At 62.1% G+C, this 20,095-nt stretch carries 19 protein-coding genes; 11 read left to right on the forward strand and 8 right to left on the reverse strand.

What is annotated here, in order from left to right; genetic code table 11:
• The first annotated feature begins 84 nt into the window (after positions 1-84).
• The 4 genes from EPO61_02915 to EPO61_02930 all read left to right on the forward strand — a co-directional run bounded on the left by EPO61_02915 (position 85) and on the right by EPO61_02930 (position 4,697).
• Positions 85-1,476, forward strand: coding sequence for a Si-specific NAD(P)(+) transhydrogenase (locus tag EPO61_02915; GenBank protein ID TAJ10405.1), 1,392 nt, complete (start codon positions 85-87; stop codon positions 1,474-1,476).
• A 90-nt stretch (positions 1,477-1,566) separates the two neighbouring features.
• A complete protein-coding gene (gene tenA / locus EPO61_02920) occupies positions 1,567-2,235 on the forward strand; it encodes a thiaminase II (protein TAJ10406.1) in 669 nt (222 codons plus the stop codon).
• Between the two features lie 236 nt (positions 2,236-2,471).
• Complete coding sequence (locus EPO61_02925) at positions 2,472-3,170, forward strand: hypothetical protein (GenBank protein TAJ10407.1); 699 nt, start codon at positions 2,472-2,474, stop codon at positions 3,168-3,170.
• 984 nt (positions 3,171-4,154) lie between these two features.
• Positions 4,155-4,697, forward strand: a complete 543-nt coding sequence (locus EPO61_02930; GenBank protein ID TAJ10408.1) for a hypothetical protein — start codon at positions 4,155-4,157, stop codon at positions 4,695-4,697.
• Between the two features lie 96 nt (positions 4,698-4,793).
• On the opposite strand, the gene EPO61_02935 is transcribed toward EPO61_02930, so the two are convergent.
• The 3 genes from EPO61_02935 to EPO61_02945 all read right to left on the reverse strand — a co-directional run bounded on the left by EPO61_02935 (position 4,794) and on the right by EPO61_02945 (position 6,967).
• Complete coding sequence (locus EPO61_02935) at positions 4,794-4,994, reverse strand: hypothetical protein (GenBank protein TAJ10409.1); 201 nt, start codon at positions 4,992-4,994, stop codon at positions 4,794-4,796.
• Between the two features lie 80 nt (positions 4,995-5,074).
• On the reverse strand, positions 5,075-6,016 hold the full coding sequence (locus EPO61_02940) for a hypothetical protein (GenBank protein TAJ10410.1): 942 nt from the start codon (positions 6,014-6,016) through the stop codon (positions 5,075-5,077).
• Positions 6,017-6,103: 87 nt separating this feature from the next.
• Positions 6,104-6,967, reverse strand: coding sequence for a hypothetical protein (locus tag EPO61_02945; GenBank protein ID TAJ10411.1), 864 nt, complete (start codon positions 6,965-6,967; stop codon positions 6,104-6,106).
• On the opposite strand from EPO61_02945, the gene EPO61_02950 reads away from it, so the two are divergent.
• The 6 genes from EPO61_02950 to EPO61_02975 all read left to right on the forward strand — a co-directional run bounded on the left by EPO61_02950 (position 6,942) and on the right by EPO61_02975 (position 12,014).
• Entirely contained in the window at positions 6,942-8,030 is a 1,089-nt protein-coding gene (locus EPO61_02950; GenBank protein TAJ10412.1) for a HEAT repeat domain-containing protein, read from the forward strand. The two genes, EPO61_02945 and EPO61_02950, sit on opposite strands and share 26 nt — an antisense overlap.
• Positions 8,027-8,500: a hypothetical protein gene (locus EPO61_02955; GenBank protein ID TAJ10413.1), complete on the forward strand. Its 474-nt coding sequence runs from the start codon at positions 8,027-8,029 to the stop codon at positions 8,498-8,500. The genes EPO61_02950 and EPO61_02955 overlap by 4 nt, the downstream gene beginning before the upstream one ends.
• 123 nt (positions 8,501-8,623) lie before the next feature.
• On the forward strand, positions 8,624-9,412 hold the full coding sequence (thiD, locus tag EPO61_02960; protein TAJ10414.1) for a bifunctional hydroxymethylpyrimidine kinase/phosphomethylpyrimidine kinase: 789 nt from the start codon (positions 8,624-8,626) through the stop codon (positions 9,410-9,412).
• A 10-nt stretch (positions 9,413-9,422) separates the two neighbouring features.
• Positions 9,423-10,709: a hypothetical protein gene (locus EPO61_02965; GenBank protein ID TAJ10415.1), complete on the forward strand. Its 1,287-nt coding sequence runs from the start codon at positions 9,423-9,425 to the stop codon at positions 10,707-10,709.
• A gap of 42 nt (positions 10,710-10,751) precedes the next feature.
• Entirely contained in the window at positions 10,752-11,537 is a 786-nt protein-coding gene (locus tag EPO61_02970; protein TAJ10416.1) for an alpha/beta hydrolase, read from the forward strand.
• A 9-nt stretch (positions 11,538-11,546) separates the two neighbouring features.
• Positions 11,547-12,014 carry a hypothetical protein gene (locus tag EPO61_02975; protein TAJ10417.1) on the forward strand — a complete coding sequence of 156 codons (468 nt, stop codon included), beginning with the start codon at positions 11,547-11,549 and terminating at the stop codon, positions 12,012-12,014.
• Between the two features lie 33 nt (positions 12,015-12,047).
• Here EPO61_02975 and EPO61_02980 read toward each other — a convergent pair whose 3' ends face one another.
• The 5 genes from EPO61_02980 to EPO61_03000 all read right to left on the reverse strand — a co-directional run bounded on the left by EPO61_02980 (position 12,048) and on the right by EPO61_03000 (position 18,466).
• A complete protein-coding gene (locus EPO61_02980; protein TAJ10418.1) occupies positions 12,048-12,506 on the reverse strand; it encodes a hypothetical protein in 459 nt (152 codons plus the stop codon).
• Positions 12,507-12,746: 240 nt separating this feature from the next.
• A complete protein-coding gene (locus EPO61_02985) occupies positions 12,747-16,013 on the reverse strand; it encodes a PAS domain S-box protein (protein TAJ10419.1) in 3,267 nt (1,088 codons plus the stop codon).
• A 12-nt stretch (positions 16,014-16,025) separates the two neighbouring features.
• Positions 16,026-16,685, reverse strand: a complete 660-nt coding sequence (locus EPO61_02990) for a class I SAM-dependent methyltransferase (protein TAJ10420.1) — start codon at positions 16,683-16,685, stop codon at positions 16,026-16,028.
• Positions 16,686-16,778: 93 nt separating this feature from the next.
• Positions 16,779-17,261, reverse strand: coding sequence for an MOSC domain-containing protein (locus EPO61_02995; GenBank protein TAJ10421.1), 483 nt, complete (start codon positions 17,259-17,261; stop codon positions 16,779-16,781).
• The gene (locus EPO61_03000; protein ID TAJ10422.1) at positions 17,258-18,466 is read right to left on the reverse strand and encodes a 50S ribosomal protein L11 methyltransferase; all 1,209 of its coding nucleotides are present in this window, start codon (positions 18,464-18,466) and stop codon (positions 17,258-17,260) included. Before EPO61_03000 ends, EPO61_02995 begins: the two co-directional genes overlap by 4 nt.
• Between EPO61_03000 and EPO61_03005 the strand changes: the two genes are divergently transcribed.
• Entirely contained in the window at positions 18,458-20,083 is a 1,626-nt protein-coding gene (locus EPO61_03005; GenBank protein TAJ10423.1) for a hypothetical protein, read from the forward strand. The genes EPO61_03000 and EPO61_03005 overlap by 9 nt on opposite strands.
• Positions 20,084-20,095 lie beyond the last annotated feature (12 nt).

The following is a 20,095-nucleotide window of genomic DNA, read 5'->3' on the forward strand; positions in this document are numbered from 1 at the left end:
GGCTTATAGCTTATGGCCTGAACGACTCTTGCCATAGGCCATTGGCCATATGCTCTTCATGCTCGTGGCTTCTAGAGGTTGAGTATGGCCCAATATGACCTGATCGTCATCGGCAGCGGACCGGCCGGCCAGAAGGCCGCCATCCAGGCGGCCAAGCTGCGCAAGCGCGTCGCGATTATCGAGAAACACTCGGCCGTCGGCGGCGCCTCCGTCAATACCGGCACCCTCCCCAGCAAGACTCTCAAGGACGCGATCTACTACCTGCACGGGTTCAAGCTCCGCTCCCTGCCCAACATGGCCTATTCGCTCAAGAAGAACTTCACCATGAGCGACCTGATGACCAGGAAGGACCTGGTCATCAAGCACGAACTGGACGTCATCATCAACCAGCTCGAGCGCAACGACGTCGAGATCGTCTACGGCACCGCCTCCTTCGTGGACCCCCACACGGTGCAAGTCATCAGAAAGAACGGCCAGACCAACACGCTCACGGCCCCCTATATCGTCATCGCCACCGGATCGCGTCCCCGCCGGGGCGACGAAGTGCCGTTCAACGACAGGACCATCTGCGATTCCGACTCGATCCTCTCCACCGACTCGCTCCCGAAGACCATGACCGTGGTCGGGGGCGGCGTGATCGGCTGCGAATACGCCTCCATGTTCGCCGCCTTCGGCATCAAGGTCACCCTCCTGGAGCGGCGCAACGAGCTCCTGCGCTTCGTGGATCAGGAAGTGGTCCAGGCCCTGATCTACCACATGCGCACCAACGGGGTCATGATGAAGCTCGGGGAGGACCTCGACAAAGTCGCGGAGGACGAACGGGGCCGGGTCGTGGCCACGCTCAAGAGCGGCAAGACCGTGATCACGGACATGCTGCTCTATTGCATGGGGCGCATGGCCAACACGGACGAGCTGAACCTGGGCGCCGTCGGCATCGCCACGGACAAGATGGGGCAGATCAAGGTGAACGAGCATTACCAGACCGAGGTCCCGCACATCTACGCGGCCGGCGACGTGATCGGCTTCCCGGGCCTGGCCTCCACGTCCATGGAGCAGGGTCGGCTCGCCTGTTGTCACGCCTTCAACATCGTCCAGTCCTCCCTGCCCAAGGTCATGCCTTACGGCATCTACACGATCCCCGAGATTTCCACCGTCGGGAAGAACGAGGAGGAGCTGACCAAGGCCGGCGTCCCCTACGAAGTGGGCCGGGCCTTTTACAAGGAGATCGCCAGGGGCCAGATCTTCGGCGACCTGGAGGGGCTCCTCAAGCTCATCTTCCATCGGGACACGCTGGAACTGCTGGGCGTCCACATCATCGGCGAGGGAGCCACGGAACTGGTCCACATCGGCCAGGCGGTCATCACCTACGGAGGGCAAGTGGACTTCTTCGTCCACAACGTCTTCAACTACCCCACCCTCGCCGAATGCTATCGGACCGCCGCCCTGGACGGGATCAACCGCCTCGGCCGCAACTAACGGCACGTCCCGCTCCGCTCGACCTTTCCCTGTCATGCGACGCTCATTCCGGCTATCGGCCATCGGCCATCAGCTCCGAGGAGTGTAGCCATGTCGTTCTGCAATCATCTTCGCAAGCTCGCCCAGCCCATTTGGGAGGAGCAACTGACCCATCCCTTCGTCGTGGCCCTGGGCAAGGGCACGCTGCCGCAGCGCAAGTTCAAGTATTATATCCTGCAGGACGCGCGCTTTCTCGGCGACCTGGCCCGCATCTTTTCGGCAGCGGCGCAGAAGGCGCCGGAGGCAGAGTCGGCGCTGCGGTTCAACAAGCTGGCGGAGGAAACGATCCTCGTCGAACGGAGCCTCCACGAAAGCTACGGAAAGAAGTGGAAGCTGACTCCAAAACAGATGACCGCCGTCCCCATGGCGCCGACCAACTATGCCTATACCAGGCACATGCTCTCGGTCGCGGCCACAGGCTCGGCGGCGGAAATTACCGTCGTCGCCCTCCCCTGCGCCTGGATCTACTGTGTCGTGGGCAAGCACCTGTTGAGGAAAGGCCTGCCGCGCGAAGGCCATCCCTACAGGGATTGGCTGCTGCTCTACGCCTCGCCGGAGTTCGCGGCGGTGCAGGAGTGGATGAGAGCCAAGGTGGATCGGTGGGCGCAAGAGGCGAGCAAGGCCGAGAGGCAGAGGATGGAAGAGGCCTTCGTGATCAGCTCGCGGTATGAGTGGATGTTTTGGGAGATGTCCTGGAACGAGGAGGAGTGGCCGGTATAAAGACACGGGGTTTGAGGGCACAGCGGCTGGGGCACTCCTTGTGCTCGTGCGGCCCCCACCTCAGAAGGTGCTCGCCGGACACGCGCAGTGAGGAGCACCCCAGCCGCCACCCTCTTCGTCAAACCCCGTGATACATATCGGCCAAGAGGGAAAGAGGGTGGCGCTTCGCTCAGCGACCACAATAATACTCTCATCATTTTTCACCTCATTGCCACATGTAACGTTGCGGACAGATCATGATTTCAGCGATGCGCGGGATGGTGATTGTAGTGCTGGTGCTCCTCGCTGGGTGTGCGGGGAAGGAGACCCGGCAGGCGGAGGAGACGGAGCTGCAGCGTCTGGCCTCGCTAATGGCACCGCTGGAAGCTTCGCTCAATCCCCGACCAAAAGCCTGTCTGGTCATCGAGAAAACCGAGCAGATCAACGCGGCGGTCACGTTCGTCACGTCAGAAGATAAAGAGCGTTGCACGCACAGCCTGGCGGTCACGGAAGGTGCCCTGCAATCGCTGCGCGACGAAGAGCTCCAGGCCGTCCTTGCGCACGAACTCTCCCATTACACGCTCGGCCACCTGGACGCCTATGCCAAGCGGCATAAGATCAAGATGGCCTTCAAGACCGTCTTTTACGTGATCTCGCAGATCACCTGGATCGGCTATGCGATCGGCAATGTCGGCTCACTGGCGACCGATGCGGTCTCGAACGCCTACACGCGCGAGGATGAAACGGCGGCAGACCTGGAAGGAGCCAAATTCTTGCGTGAGGCGAACCTGAAATGGAACGGCCCCAACCGGCCGTCAGGCTGCGAGCAGATGGCCAAGGCGTTGGACATCATGCGTCAGCACAGCGGCGACAACCTCTGGGCCGATTATCTGGGCGATCATCCGAGCCTGCCGACCAGGATATTGGTGGTTCAGGCCTATTGTGCGAGCCTATAGAAACCGTCGTGACAAAGAGTGGCCGGTGTGCTGCCTCTTTGCTCGCAGAGCGCGCAATCAGAGGCACCAGCCGCCCCTCCCAACACAACAGGCCAGGGAGAAAGATGGGGGCGCTTCGCTCTGCTATCCAGCACCATACCCCATAATGTAATGTGACGCGATTCCTACAGAAGACTGGATGAACGAGACGCAACATGAAAACTAAACAGTCAAAGAGCACCTGCGTTTACTGCGGCAACATGAATGGAGCAACAAGAGACCATATTCCCCCACGATGCCTTTTCCCCAAACCGAAGCCAATCAACCTAGTTACTGTCCCATGCTGTGAAACCTGCAGGGCATCTCAATCTGCGGACGATGAGTACTTTAAGAATATGATTACAATTCGACACGGTGCAGCGGTCGAGCCACAGATAATCGACTCTGTTCACCGCTCTTTCGTTAAGCCTCAGAAGAAAGGGTTTACACAAGCCCTGCTAGATAGCATGCTAAAAATTGACACCTACACGCGGGCCGGGATTTATCTAGGCAAGGCCTCAGGGTACCAAGTCGACCTAGAGAGACTGTGTAGAGTTATTAGACGGACTGCTCTGGGGTTGTTTTTTCACAAATTCGGACTAAGACTTCCCGGCGACCATACGTGCGCAGTTTACGCATTAGATGGCTTTCAAAATCTTGATTCTGCGTCAAAGGAGACCCTTGAGACGCTTATAAATGAAGCTACGCGCCCAACGCCCACCACCTTTGGCAAGAAAGTGTTTACGTACTGGTTCCAGACTATAGAAGGCGGGCAGTTCACAACTCTGTGGGCATTTCTCGTATACAGTCGAGTTGGATTTTTAGCACTTACAGGACCGCCTGAGGATTTAGAAAGGCTCCTCGATTCGCCTCGAATACTTTCCACATAATTGACAATTGATAAGATAGCCCCTACGCTTTCACCTGCGAAAGCATTATCCGGAAGATTCTATTCATAGAGCAACTATGGACCAAGATCTTTCAAGGCTACGTCGATTTGCTTTAACCGTGGGGGTTATCCTGATTGTTTATATTGCTTCTGGGATTGAGCTTCCCAATAAACCCACCGTAATCGTTTTCGGGACACCCTTGGACGTTACCAAGCCGAAATTCTTCGAGCTTGGGCTTTTGTTGATCTCGCTCTACGCAACGCTACGCTATTGGTACCATTCCTGGATACAAAATCCGTCTCCGTCTCGCATCCGCAGACGACTTAGAAGAGGCGAATTCGGATTAGTAAGATTTGTAAAAGACGAGAATGAACTCACTAATATGATCCGACGATACCTTCCTGGAATGGAACAGAAATTTACAATTAGGACCTCTACTCGCGCGGAAGCATCAGGCCTATTTCAGGTGTGTAAAGTCGAAGGCAAAGAGCTGTTGCAGATTCCTTGGAAAACAAGACTCTGGTCTGTTATCGATAACTTGGACTATACAGCGCCGCTCTGGATCAACGGCATTGGAATTATCCTGTTCTTGCTCACAAAAGCGTTTGCGGCACCCTAAAATGGTGCCGTGATTCCCGCCGGAGCATGACCGGAGGCCGGCGGCGAGAAGAACTCCCAGATAGCTGGCCCACATGGAGATCACGATGCCACCTCGCTAGACGCGACGGCGGTGGTGGCTGGATTCGTGCCAGAGGAGGTAGGCCAGCCCGCCGGGGAGGATGGCGCCGGGGATGCTGACCCACATCGGGATGGTATACCCAGCGACGGTGACGTCCCAGCCTGTGAAGATTCGACAGAGGTGCGTGAGCGCGACGATCGAGAAGATGCCGACGGCGATGGTGGTGAAGGGTTTCATGGCGGCTCCCCAAACCAGGCTTAGGCCTATGCCGAATCGGATGAAATATCAAATCCTTAAAACGAGACAAGCGGCGATAATTAATTCCCCTGCTTGCGCTTCTTCAGCTCCTTTTCAAATTCCTTATTGAAATCGAATCCCGCCGGGGCCTTCAACGGGTCCCACTCCAACAACATCTTCATTTTTAATGTGGTCTCCATTAAATAACACCCGTCTTGATCTCCCAACTGGCAGGCTTTCTGACAATCCAGGATGGTCTGCTCGGATTGCTTCTTTGCATTATAGGCCGCGCCACGAAGGTAATAGGCTTTGGCATGATTCGGGCTTAAACCGATGGCCCTGGTGTAGGCCTCGATGGCCGCATCGTTTTGGTCGTTCAACCAGTACTGCTCTCCCTTCTCAAGCCACTCATTGGCCTGAAACGATCGTTCCTCATCGGTAATCCTGGCCTCCACCTTGGTCTTTTCCTGTTCGTTATTGGCCTGCGCCAGCCGGCGCTTTAATGCTTCGATCTCCTTCTGGCTCTTGTCGTAGGCCTCCTGCACCTTCTTGTAATCTCCCACGACCGACTTCTCTTTGACCCTCTTGACCATCTCCTCCATCTTGTCGGGATGCACGATGGCCCGGATCTTCACGGAGAAGTTGAAGCCGTCCCCCGCAATGGAGCGCTTCTTGTCGAGTATCGTCACCTCCATCAAGCCCGAGGCCAGCACCTGGATCTCATCTTCCGTCAATTGCAGGTTTTTGACTTTCGAATAGCTCTCCACATAGGTTCCTGCCTGCTCAACGGCCACCCTCTTTGCCTGCAGCAAGGCCCGGCTCTCCGCCACGCTCGGCGTCTCCCCGTCGCCCATGTGGTAGGCGCCTTCGGCAACAATCTCCTTGGTCCCCGAGAAACCGACGGCGGGCACCAACAGCAGCAGCGTCACGAGCGCAACCAGATGCCTCATGTTCGATCTCGTATTGAATGGCACGTGAATCAAGACGGGCACAAAGAGGGCGGCGACAGTGAAGGGCTTCATGGGCCTCCTTCTGAACCTGCCCAGAAGTACGCCGAACGACGCAAAAAATCAACGGCTGGCTCGGAGGACAGAAATTCCGCGAGCCGCTTACTGAACCGGCTGTTTGGGGGCAGGCTTCTTTTTGGAGGCGTCGGCGCCGGAGCGGGATTTGCGCTTGGCGAGTTCCGCGTCCTGTTCGGCGAGGCGGCGCTTGAGCTGCTCGATTTCGCCTTGCAGTTGCTTGACCGTCGCTTTGAGGTCCTCAGTTGCCGGCACGCTTGCCGCCTGAGGCGGAGGCTGCGGGGCGGCTGCGGCCGGTTTCGCAGGAGTTTGCTTGAGCGATGCCAGGAACTTCCGGTGGTCCAGGATCACTTCGCTCGCCGCGGCGTTGTCATACCCGCTCATCCAGCTGTTCCGCGAGAAGATCACGTAGGCCGCCGGGTCGAAGGTGAGCGTGCGGCCGCGCACTTTCAGCGCGCGCAGCGGATTGGCCTTCAGCGTCCGGGCCTCCTCGCCGACCGGCATGACTTCCCGGTCGTTGGCCACGATCACGTGCAGCTGTTGCCCGTCCACGTAGAGAGCCCCCGACGTGACCTCCTCCCCCTGTCCGGCCGGATGCGTCAGGAAAAACGTCACCCATTCGTTCGGCTGGGCCAGCCGAAAGGCCTCTTGGACGGCCGGCGCAAGCCGGGCGACGTCCTCCGGGGAAAAGATGGGCCGGGGGACCGGCTTCTGATCCAACAGGCCGACTTGCTCGGTCAGGTAGAGCCCCGACAGGATGGCGTTGAGGTCCGACTCGTTCCAGCTTGCCGGATGGTTGTGCTGCACGTCGCCGGCCTTGCCCGCCTGCGCATAGGTCTGCAGCCGGACGAACCAGGGATCGTCCTCGCGGACCGGCCGCGAGACGAACGAAATCCCGGTGCAGCCGAGGGTCAGGGCAAGCAACGTGGCGGTGACAATGAAGGTCCGCATCAGGACAAACCGTAGCATGGGGTTGAGACTCGTGTTATACACGGATGCGACGCACAGGGCAACGTACGGAGCGCGCATGACCCAACGGCAGATCTGGCTGAACTTGGCGGGACTGCTGGCCTTGATCGGCCTCTGCGCCGGCTGGTATTGGCAATCCACCGGAGTCAGGGCCATTCCGGCCTTGACCGACTCGCTCAAGGACGACCAGCCCCAAACGCGCGTCTTCGCCGCGCAGGGACTGGCCGAGACCGGGGCAGCCGCCAAATCGTCGGCGCCCGATCTGCTCGAGCTGGCCCTCCATGATCCCGTTCAGTATGCCAGCGCCGAAGCAGCCAAGGCCCTCACGAGGATCGACCTTTCCGCCGCCCGGCAGGTGATGGCCGCCTACCTGCCCCTGCTACGGAACCAGGACGTCCAAGTCCGCCGAAAAGCCTGTGTCGTCCTGGCGAGCCTGGGGCCTGTCGCCAAGCCGGCCGTGCCCGCGCTCCTCGGCGCCCTGGACGATGCAGACGACTTGGTCCGCGACCGGGCCGTGGACGCATTGGCCATGATCGGCCTCCCGGCCACGACCGTACTGCCCGCCTTGACCAGGGCCTTGGAGGACAAGACCGCCTTCGTTCGTTACACGGCGACGAGACACTTTGCCTTCACCCTGACGCCGCCGCCGGACAGTTGGCCGGCGTTGAGCCGGCGGCTGAACGACCAGGACAAGGGCGTGGCCTCCCTGGCACAAAACGCGCTGGACCGGGCCATGCGCGAACCGGCCCCCAAGGCGTCGGTCTATGCCCGGATGATCGGCATGAAGACCGGCACCGGGTATGCCCTCTTGCAATTGGCCATGCTGGGGCCCGGGGCGGCCGAGGCCCTGCCGGCCCTCATGCCGGTGCTCCAAGATGAACAGGCGCTGCACCGGTACCTGGCCATCGAAGCCCTGGGGGCGATCGGCCCGCCGGCCGCAGCGGCGGTCCCGGCCCTGACCCGGTTGTTGACGGATGAAGACGCGGTGGTGCGCGAAAGCGCCATAGGGGCGTTGGCAGCCATCGGCGGCGCGGGGCCATCATGACCGAGCAGGCGAACAGACCGGACCTGACCAAGCTCACCCTGACGCTCTACTGGGGGAACATCCTCCTGGGATTGACGCTGCCCTGGGTCGTCCGGATCGCCCATGAGGTATACACAAATCATGTGTCCGTGATCAGCGCAAGCCAGAGCCTCCGTCGGCAGCTCTTTGCGCCGGGCTACAATCTCTTTCTGGTGGGCGCGATGAACGCGGTGCCGTTCGTGATCTTTGCCCTGTTCGTCCTGTTGCATCTCGGCCGGGCGCACTTGTGCGAGCCGCCGACGATCCCCCGCCGCATCGGCGGGGTGTTGGGCGGCGCGGCGACGCTGTTGGGCGTCAGCCTCTGGGCCCATATCGGCACGGTGGCCTACCCGGACGCCCAGGGCGCACTGGTCTATTTCTTTCTGCCCTTCTATTTATTGGCCCTGATACCGCTGGGCTATGCGGTCGGACGCCGGCTCGGCAGAGGCTGAGGCGGCCGGAGGCTTTGACCGAGACAGGGCTGTTGGTGAATAGGCGGCTCTTGTGTATGATACGGGTGGCGGCCGAATGATTCGGACCGCGGCGCTTCACACGCGAGTCGGTGACGGATGACCATGAAACAAGTCTTGACGATTGCCGGATCGGATTCCGGCGGAGGCGCGGGCATCCAGGCGGATATCAAGACGCTGTCCGCCAACGGGGTCTACGCCATGTCGGCGATCACCTCCATCACCGCGCAGAACACCCAGGGCGTGGTGTCGGTCCACGACCTGCCGGTCAAGGTCATCGAGGCGCAGATCGACGCCGTCTTCGAAGACTTCGACGTGGCGGCGGTGAAGACCGGCATGCTCTCCTCCGCGCAGATCGTGGATGCGGTCAGCCGCAGGTTGAAGCATTACCATGCGGCGAATCTGGTGGTGGACCCGGTCATGGTGGCCAAGAGCGGCCATCCCCTCTTGCAGCAGGACGCGGTGGACCATCTGAAAGCGACGTTGGTCCCGCTGGCCTTCCTGGTGACGCCCAACATCCACGAGGCGGAACAGCTCTCGGGCCTCTCCGTCAAATCCCTGGCCGACGCGCGGCAGGCCGCCAAGGCGATTCACAAGCTGGGCTGCAGGCACGTGCTGATCAAGGGCGGCCACCTGCTCGTCGAGCGGGGCACGGACCTCCTCTACGACGGCAAGTTCTTCAACGTCTACAAGGGCGAGTTCATCGAGACGCCCCACACGCACGGCACCGGCTGCACCTATGCCTCGGCCATCGCCGCGCAACTGGCCAAGGGCAAGGCCCTGCCGGACGCGGTGCAGCAAGCCAAGCTCTATGTGACGGAAGCGATCCGCCACCACCTGGCCATCGGCCACGGCAAGGGGCCGACGAACCACTTCTATTTTCTCCCGCAGTGAGGGTACGCCCATGCACGTCCGTTCTCCGTTGTTCCTGCTGACCGGCTTCTTCTGGCTGTTTCTATCCGGGCTGCTCGGCGTCGCGCTGTTCATCGGCATGATGATCGGCCATCCCCTGCCGCCGCAGATCCGCCTCGTGCACGTGCACGCCGCGCTCGTCGGGGGCGTGGCGCAGATGATCCTCGGCGCGATTCTGGCGTTCGTGCCGGCCCTGCTGATGACCGGCAAGGACCGGCCGGAATCCCATCCGGTCCTCTATGGCCTGATCAACGGAGGCGCCGTCGGCATGGTCGCCGGTTTCGCCGCCGGGCAGCCGACCATCGTCGCGGCCTCCGGCCTGCTGGTCGTCCTGGCCTTCCTCGCCGTCCTGAAGGACGGGCTCGGCCAGGCCCAGAGCAGCCTGGTGTCCCCGCCGTTGAACCTCTGGTTTTACGGCGTGGCGCTGGTCGCCCTGCTGGCGGGACTGAGCCTGGGCGAAGCCATGGCCTTGCGGCTGTTCCCCGTCACGCTGCACGGCCAGGCCCGGCTGGCCCACATCCATCTGAACCTGCTGGGGTTCGCGACCCTCGCCATCGTCGGCACGATGCACAACCTGCTTCCGACGGTCTTGAACGTCCCCCTCTACAGCCAGAAGCTCGCCCGCTGGACCTTTGCCCTGCTGCCGGCCGGCATGGCCCTGCTGATCGCGGGGTTTTTGCTGGGCGACCTGCGGACCGAGATCGCCGCCGGTGCGGTGATCATCGCCGGCACCCTCCTCTACGGATACAACATCGTGCAAACCTGGATCGCGGCCGGCCGGCCCGGCCGCATCGCCTCGGACCATTTCCTGCTGGCCACCTTCTTCCTGGTGCTGACGGCGATCGGCGGCCTGTGCGTGGCCATCAACAGCCTCTGGGAGCCGGCCTACGTCCCCATCGGGAAACTCCACCTGGTGGCCTATACCCACCTGGCGCTGATCGGGTTCATCCTGCAGACCGTCATCGGAGCCCTGTCGCACCTGCTGCCAATCATGCTCGTGGTCAAGCGGGTGAAGAGCCACAAGAAACGCGGCCCCTATCTGGAGGCCCTCACCGGCATCGTCGAGCAATGGCGGCCCCTGCAGGTCGTGACGCTCAACATGGGCACGGTCGCGCTCCTCTTCACCGCCGGCCTCGTCTGGCAGTACAGCCTGCGCGTGCCGGCCGTGCAAACGGCCGCCTGGATCAGCGCCGGCCTTCTGGCCGTCGGCCTGCTCATCTTCGGCCTCAAGGTGATCCGGCTCCTGCGGCACCAGCCGCCGGAGCAATCGGCCGAGTAGCAGGCTCGGCTCTCTCTGGCATTTCTGCTACAATGTTTTCTTATGGAGCAATCGCTCACCTTCCAGGATCGAGCCGGCCACAAGGTCTCCGCCATCCTGGCCACACCGGCCCAGCCGACCGACCTGATCGTCGTCCTGCTGCACGGCTTCCTGTCGAACAAGAACAGCACGACGAACAAGACCCTGACCCGCGCCTTTCTGGAACAACACATCGCCACGTTGCGGTTCGACTTTTTCGGGCAAGGCGAGAGCGAAGGGCCTTTCGAGCGCATCACCATCACGACGGCCCTGGACCAGGCGAAAGCCGCCCTCGACCTGGCATCGGCCAAGGGCTACCGCCGAATCGGCCTGATCGGCTCCAGCTTCGGCGGGCTCATCGCCCTCATGGCCGCCGCCGATGAAGCCGGCAAGGGACGCCTGGCCAGCCTCGCCCTCAAGTGTCCCGTCCCGGATTTCGAAGAGATGCTTCGATTGGAATTCGGGCCGGAGGGCATCGTGGCCTGGAAACGCACGGGGACGATCCCCAACATCACCGGCGGGAACGAACGCGTCCCGCTCCACTACGCGTTTTACGAAGACTGCGCGCGCTACCGCGGCTATGAGGCCGCCACGTCCGTCACCGTGCCGACCCTGATCGTCCAGGGCGATCAGGACGAATACGTCCCCCTCCACCAGAGCCGGCGCCTGCTGGAGGCCCTGCGGCCCCCCAAGCGCCTGGATATCCTTCCCGGCGCGGACCATGGGTTCTCGAAGGCCGAGGACTTTCGTGCGATGGCCGGCAAGTTGATCGAGTGGACCGCAACGCACCTGTCGGCTCAATCAACCTAGGGGGGCGCGATGCAGGAACTCCATAGCTTGGGCGAGGAACGGCTGGAGGTGTTGAAGATCCTCTACCCCTGGTACAAGGAAGAGGTGTTTCGCCGGCGGGAGCAGATGATGCGGCTGACGGCGTTCGCCAGCGCGTTTCTCGTGTTGCTGCTGGTCACGATGCTGGCCGTTCCCTCGGCGGCCCATTCGGGCGTGACCGGCGCACTCTTCGCCATCACCGGCGTGGCCCTCTTCACCGCCATCTTCGCCTATCTGATCCTGCAACAGCGCGACCGCCACCGGATGGCCAAACAAGCCTTGATCGAGATCGAACGGGCGATGGGGCTCTACGAGGAAGGACTCTACGCGACCGGGAAAAGCTTGTATCCGGAAGAGTGGCAAACCGCCTGGCACGCGGACCGCAGCGTAATCGTCTACCTGACCGTCCTCACGACCCTCACGGTCCTCGTCATCGCCGCCGTGCTCTTACGGCCGTAGCTGCGTTACAATGCACCAAGCCTCGTTCAGCGGCTAATCCCCTGATCCCGCTGCAATCCCCGAGAGTAAGTACTTCATAGCTGTAGCTCCATCAGTTAGGCGCCAACCCTGATACATACGCTCTAACGCAGATTCTTGCTTGCTCTCCGTAACCCCGACGTTGTCGCAAAGAGACTTGGCACGAGCAAATGTTTCAGGAAATCTATCTTTGTGCTTTTCGAGAAACGCTAAAGAGGCGAGCATAAATCCTCTTTGAGAACCATCCGTTGACAGGTCCGCGCTTTTAACAATGCGCTCCACCTGATTCTCAATCTGTGTTAGTTCCGATAACTGTGTTTGGTATGAAAACACACCGGTAGCCAGTACAGTAACAAGCAGGCCGTATGATACATGAACCGTTTTGGACTTCCAGCCGGGTGCAGCAATGAGAATCCCAATGATTGACGCAATCGAACCAACAAGCCCAATTGCAACGATTAGATTTGTGAGCATGCCGTTCTCCCGATATGATCTAAAGTCGATCCCTACCTTAAGGAAGCTCAAAATGGTTCCCAACGAGGCCGCAGGGAGGCTCGGACCCCGAGGAGGTACATACCAAGCTTCGCTTGAACCGCTCGCTTCGATCATGTGCGAGCGGATAGTTACTTTACCTCTCGTCTTGCCGTACGTTGAGGGGGACGAGCGACCGAGAACGAAGTTGGGGACCATTTTCAGCATCCTAGGACGGCCTGGTCAGTCCTGCGGCGTATCCAGCACCGCCCGAATCTTTTTCTGGAGGACCGTGGACTCGAACGGCTTCTGGAGGAACCCTCCCCCCAGGTCTTCGAGCCCGTGGCGGATGACCACGTCGTCGGTATAGCCGGACATAAACAGGACGTGCGTCTCCGGCCACCGGCGCCTGACCTGCTCCGCAAGTTGGCGCCCGCTCATGCCCGGCATGACCACATCGGTCAGCAGCAGATGGATCGGCCCCCGATGGGACTCCGCGCGCCGCAGCGCCTCCTCCCCCCCGGCGGCCGTCAGCACGCAGTACCCCCAGGTCAACAGCAAATCGTGCACGATGTCCCGCACGACCGGCTCATCTTCCACCAGCAAAATCGTCTCGCCGCCGGCCCCTGATTCGTCCGGCTGATCGATCTCGCCGCCGGCCTCAGCCGATCCGAAAGTCTGGGGCAGATACACCGTGAAGACTGCGCCTCGCCCCGATGCGCTGTCCACCGTAACGGTCCCGCCGTGCTGCGCGATAATGCCATAGACCATCGCCAGTCCCAGCCCCGTGCCCTTCAATCGATCCTTCGTCGTGAAGAACGGCTCGAAGATATGGGTTTTGGTGTCGGCATCCATGCCGCAACCGGTATCGCGGACCGTCAGCTTCACGTAAGGCCCAGGCGCCGGGCCGGCCCGGCCAACGCGGGGCACAATTTCGCCCTCTACTCGAGCGGTTTCGACCGTCAGCGTGCCGCCTTCTGGCATGGCATCGCGGGCGTTGACCGCCAGATTCATCAGGACTTGCGCAAGCTGGTCCGGATCGGCCTTCACCAGGCAGGGCCCCGCCTGAAGATCGGTCACAAGCCGCACGTTTTCCCCAATGAGGCGCCGGAGCATCTCGACCATGTCGGTCACAAGCCTGTTCACATCCAGCACCTTCGGCTGCGTGACCTGCCGCCGGCCGAAGGCCAGGAGCTGGCCCGTCAAATTCGCCGCGTGGCGACCGGCCTTCTTGATTTCTTCGGCATGCCTGCGCAACTGGTCGCCGGCGGCCAACCGCCGCACCAACAGGTCGCTGTACCCGATGATCACGGTCAACAGATTGTTAAAATCATGCGCGATGCCGCCGGCAAGGCGGCCCACCGCCTCCATCTTCGCCGCCTGCCGGAGCTGCTCCTCCAGGTGCTTCCGATCGCGGAGATCCCTGGCAATCGTGGAAAAGTACGTGATCTCTCCCTCGGGCGTCTTATGGCTGAGAATCACCTGCGACACCGGAATCTCCAGCCCCTCTCTGGTCCGCAGAGCCGTTTCGCCGCTCCACACCCCATCGCGCACAGCGGTCGGCAACCCCTCGGCGATCACCAGTCTGGCCGCCCATTCCGGATGAAAGTCGGGAATCCTGGCGCTGGTGATATCCTCGTCCTCGCCAATCCCCACGAGCCGCCGGCCCGCCCGGTTGACGAACAGGGCCCGGCCGTCCCGATCCGCCGTGCCGACGAAATCGGTCGTCGCCTGCAGGATGTCCGCAAGCTGTTTCCTCCCCTCTTCCGCGCGCCTGCGCTCGGTTACATCCTGGACCGTGCCCACCATCCGGACAGGCTGCCCCCCTTCATTCCTGGTGACTTCGGCCTGTTCATGCACCACTCGCACCGTCCCGTCCGCTAACTGGATGCGGTGGTCAATGCTATAGGGTACGCCGTTGACCAGGGCGGCCTGCACCGACCGCTGGACGAATGCACGGTCGTCGGGATGCACGCACTTGAGAAATGCTTCGTAGGTCGCGCCGAATTGCTTCGGCGACAGGCCGAACATGCGGTAAATCTCGTCCGACCAGCGCAACTCGTCGGTCACGATATCCCAGTCCCAATTGCCGAGACAGGCGATACGTTGCGCCTCGGCCAGACTGGCTTCGCTCCGCTGCAGCACCTCTTCAAACCGCTTCCGCTCGGTGATGTCCGTGGTGATCCCGCCGATCGTGCAGACCTCCCCTTTCTCGTTGTACAGCGGGAACTTGACGACGATGCTGGTATGCGGCCCGTCATCGTGCATCGCCACCTCTTCAAACTCCATCGGCATGCCGAACTGGAGGACCTTCCGGTCGTTGGCGCTGAATGCCGCAGCCTGTGCTGGCGGAAAGAGTTGCTGGTCCGTTTTGCCGATCACGGCCTCGCGCGTCAGGTGAAAGGCCTGCTCGAAGCGACGATTCGTCAGGAGATAACGCCCCTCCGTATCTTTGAGGAACACCATGGCCGGACTGTGGTCCAGGAGCGCCTGGAACTTGGCCGCGTTCTCCCGCAGCACGTCTTCCGCCTGCTTGCGTTCGGTGACATCACGTATCACCGCGCACATCGCCGTCCGACCCTTCCAGGTGAACACACCGCAGGAGATTTCGACGGGGAAGACCGTGCCGTCCCTTTTCCGATGCCAGCGAAGCTGCACATGAAGCCCGCCGGTTTCGGCGGCTTGCCGGATTGCCGCAAGGCTTTTGGTCGGCTCGGCGCTGACATCCGGCACCCTGAGACGCAAGAACTCGTCCCGGCTGTAGCCGTACATACCGAGGGCCACGTCGTTGGCGTCTAGGAACCGATACGTGTCCACGTCGATCAGCATCACCGCGTCCATCGCCCTGGAGAACAACAACCGGTATTTTTCTTCGTTCTCCTGAAGCGCCTCGATGAGACGCAGGCGCCGCAATTCCGTTTCCACACGGGACGCATAGACCTCCAGCAGCGATTGCGCCTGGGAATCTTCCGTCGTCGGCACATCGTGCATCACCCCGACGAGGCCCATCACCCCGCCCTTCTCGTCGAACAGGGGAAAACCCATGTAGCTTTCCAAAGCCGCGTCCGCCAGAAACCGGTCGTCTGGAAATTGCTGCCGGATCCCGCGCGGAAACACCAGCATGCGCCGGCCCGTCACGATGTGTTCGCAGGGCGTGCCCGCCAACGCATAGTCGAAATTCTCGCCCAAGCCCCCGTCCATCCACAGGGCCAGTGTGTGCATGTGCCCCGGACGGCTTCCCATCACCTCTGCCACGAACGCACACCGTACGCCGAGCGTCGAAGCCAGGCTCGTCACAAGCGCGCGGAAGAACTCCGCTCCCGTGGCGGCAGACGTACTCGCCACGATGGTCCGCAGGATGGCCGCCCGGTCGTGAACCTGTTTCAGGGCCTCCGACAACTGGCCGGCTTGCGAAGCCGCTTCCGCCTGCTGCGCCTTCAGCAAACGCTCCAGCTCGGCCACCCTGGCTTTTAAGCGGGCGAGTTCGGCTCTGTCTTTTTCGTGCCCCATACTTCTCTCGCGTCAGTAGAGCCGTCCGCCGACGACCCAGTGACGGTCGTCCGGCACGTCGATCAACAGACGGCTGAGGTTCAGCTCGGCGAGCTGCGAGGCCACTTCGTCTTCCGTGAACGAAGCCAGGAGAGAGTGGTAGAAATCGCGCCGGAGCACCGTCGGCTCATCGGCCGCGTACCGGTCCACGATGGCCTGGGCCTCCTCCTGCGTTTCGGGCCGGAGCAGATCCATCACCAACACAAACGAGCCGGGTTTCACCAGCCGCTTGAGTTCGTACCAAAAGGTCAAGGGGTTGGGCAGGTGGTGGAGCAGACTGTTGGAGATGGCGGCGTCCGCCGGCTCATCGAGCCGCAATCCCTGAACCCGATCGCAGCGTAGGGCGATGCGATCGCTCAACCCTGCGGCGAGGACTGCTTCGTTCGCCAGACGGATCATGGCCGGCGACGCATCCACTCCGGTCACCCGGCAGCCGGGCAGCGCCCGCACGAACCGGATCGGGATATCGCCGGGGCCGCAGCCCAGGTCCAAGACATGACCCTCGGTCCATTCCGGATAGTAATTCCGAAACAAGTCCACGAAGCCCCGATTTTCCTCCTCGAAATCCGCCTTGGCATAGGCCAGGCACTGGACCTCATCCTCCATCACTTCCGGCTCAAGGGTTCGGTTCATTTACGTTGCTCGTATCTCGTTGTTGGTAGAGAGGTCCTCTTCCTTCACGCTTCACGCTTCACGCTTCACGCTTCACGCTTCACGCTTCACGCTTCACGCTTCTTCCACCGTGACCGCATCCCCGACGCACACCGTCCCTTCGGCCAGGACCCTGGCATAGAGACGGCTCCACCCTGGATGCAGGTCTTGGGAAATACGGCTGAAGTCTCCGTCGTGAAACAGACAGGTGTTTTGTTTGCAGGGCGCCGTATAGCTCACGACCTCCAGCCGGACCTCGTTCCCCACCGCAATCCGACTGCCCGGCGCAATGCCCGCCCAATCCACGCCGGCCAACGTGAGGTTGTCCCCGCTCGATCCCGGCTTGATGGGATGGCCTTCGGCCTGCAGCGCTTCGATCAACTCCAGCGAAAACAGGCAGACGGCCCGATCCGGCCCTCCGTGAATCAAGGGCGTCTTCTGCCGGTCGCCCTCCACCCGTTCTTTCGTAATGCGGGCCTGGGGCACCGGCAGCTTGGGCAGCCCTCCGTTGGACACACTGATCTGGTGCAGATACGAACGCCCTGTCTTGCTCGTCATGCTCCTCCTTCGCAGGAATCGGGCGCCACGACTTCCAGCGCCAGCCAGCCCTCCGCTTCACGGGATGCGTACGCCATTCCCCCCGCCGCCCCGAACGCCGCGGCGATCTCGGCCCGATCGTCGGCCAGCAACCCGGACAACAGCAGCCGTGCGCCCCGCTCAAGATACGGGGCCAGAAGACGAACCGAGTCCAGGAGCGTCCGTCGGTCCAAATTCGCCAGGACCAGGGTGACGTGTCGGGACTCCTCCCCGGACAGCTCGCTCAACGTGGCGGTACGCAATTCCAGCTCCGGGCCGAACCCGTTCAGGTCGGCATAGCCTTGGGCGCAGTCGATCGCCACCGGATCGTTGTCGATCCCGATTGCGGACGCGGCGCCGAGGCGCACGGCCGCCATCGCCAAAATTCCGCTGCCCGTTCCCACGTCCAGCACGCGCTCGCCGCCGCGAATCAGGTCCTCCAGCCATTCCAACAACAGCCGCGTGGTGGCATGGTGGCCGGTCCCGAAGGCCTGCTTAGGGTCCAGGATCAATTCGATCTCGCCTGGCCGTACCGCCACCGGCTCCCAGCTGGGCCGGATCACGATCCGCCGCCCGACCCGGAGCGGCTTGACCGACTTGGCCCACTCCTCGTTCCAATCCCGATCCGGAACCCGCACAAGGGACAGGCGATCGGCCGACAGCCCCGGTTCGACCTGCCGGAGCAACGCCGTGAGCGCCTCCAGCCTGTCCGGGCTCCAGCAATCCCCCGGCCAGTACAGGTGCAGGACCCCGTTCTCTTCCCAGGCGCCGGTTACGGCCGGATCGTCCAGCATCCCGAGCAATTCACCCGGATCCAGAGACGATGCAACCCGCACTTCGACCCATTCACGCGCCATGACGGCTCCCGATGCCCGTTGACGGATATCGGCACAAGCAGGTAAGGTCGCGCCATGTCCGACGCGACCGCTTCTTCGCCGGAACAAACCAGGGAACGGTCCCTCCACCGCTTGCTCCGGCGCGTGGATCGGCTCATCGCGCGCGCCGAACGGATCAGCGCTTCCTTCAGCCGCTGGCGCCTGGCCCTTTTTCTCACCGGCGCCGCCGCCTCGGTCATGGCCTACAAACAAGCCTCCTATCACCTCGGCAACGGCTTGCTGGGGCTGTTCGTGCTCACGTTCCTGATGGTCGCCCGGTATCATAACAGGCTGGAAGACCGTTTGCATCAACTACGTAACTGGCGAGGCCTCAAACGCGCGCACCTGGCCCGGCTCGCCCTGGACTGGCCGGCGATCCCCGCGCATCTCGTCCCGACCCCTGAAGGTCATCCCTACGCCAGGGACCTCGACGTCACCGGCCCCCATTCGCTGCTCCATCTGCTCAACACGACGGTCCTGTCGGCGGGGCGCGAGCGGCTGGCGGCCTGGCTGCTGAGCCAAGCCGAGCGGTTGCCCGATCCCGAAATCTGGGAGGCGCGGCAGCAGACGATCAAAGAACTGGCGCGCCTCCCGCTCCTGCGGGATCGGCTGGCCCTGGCCGCCAAGCCGGTCGGCAAGACGGCTGACTCGGACATCGACTGCGCCAGGATTCAGGCTATTCTCGATACCCAAGCCGGATTTCCAGGCCTCATGCCCCTCCTATGGTTGATGAGCGGGCTGGCGGCCGCCACGCTGGTGCTGGCCCTGGCTTCGGCCTTGGCGCTGGCTCCCAACTATTGGCTCCTGTCCTTCGCCGTCTATGCCGCCATCCAATTGCTCACATCGGGCCGGACCGCTCCGGTCTTCGGCCGCGCCCTCTCCCTGCAACACGAACTGGACCGGCTGGGCACTCTGTTCCGGTACCTGGAACGCAGGGCCTTCACCCCGACTCCATCGCTGCGGCGCCTCTGCGAACCGCTCCTCCGGGGAGCCGCCAGACCCTCCACATCCATCGCGCGATTGGCGCGGACCAGTCAGGGGCTCAGCCTGCGCGCCCATCCTCTCGTGCATCTGGCCGCCAACGCCCTCATGCCCTGGGATCTCTGGTTCACCTACAGACTGGAAACGATCCGGCAACACTTGTCGCAGAGCCTGCCGGCCTGGGTGGATCGCCTCGCCGAATTGGACGCGGCCTCGGCGCTCGGCACCTTTGCCTATCTGCACCCGGGCTATCAGTGGCCCAGGCCCCTGACGCCGGGCAGAGACAACGGACGCCCGGCTGCAATCCTGGCCCGCTCGCTTGGGCATCCTCTACTCCCCCCTGGGAAACGGGTGGCCAACGATCTGGAGCTTGAGGGCTTGGGACGAATCCTGCTGATCACCGGCTCGAACATGTCCGGCAAAAGCACGTTCCTCCGCACGATCGGCATCAATACCTGCCTGGCGCAAGCCGGCGCGCCGGTCTGCGCCACCTCGTTCGACTGGACCTGGGTCCGGCCTGTCTGTTGTATCCGGGTGGACGATTCGCTCGAGGCCGGGCTCTCGTTCTTTTACGCCGAGGTGAAGCGGCTGAAACGGTTGCTGGACGCGACGCACGATCGGTCGGCCAGGCCGGTGCTGTTTTTAATCGATGAAATCTTCAAGGGCACCAACAACCGGGAGCGGCTCGCCGGCAGCAAGGCCTTCATCCAGGCGCTGGCTTCCGGCAACGGGCTGGGGTTGATCACCACCCACGATTTGGAGCTGGCGCAACTGGAACAGGAGCTGCCGGCCGTTGCCAACGCCCATTTCCAGGAAACCGTCGAGGCCAAGACACTGACGTTCGACTACCGTTTACGGCCCGGCCTCTGTCCCACGACCAACGCATTGCGGATCATGGAGCTGGAAGGTTTGCCCGTGCCGAACCCGGACGGATCACCGCCCGCTTGACAGAGAGAAAGG

This window comes from Nitrospirota bacterium (assembly GCA_004296885.1).
GTDB lineage: Bacteria > Nitrospirota > Nitrospiria > Nitrospirales > Nitrospiraceae > SYGV01.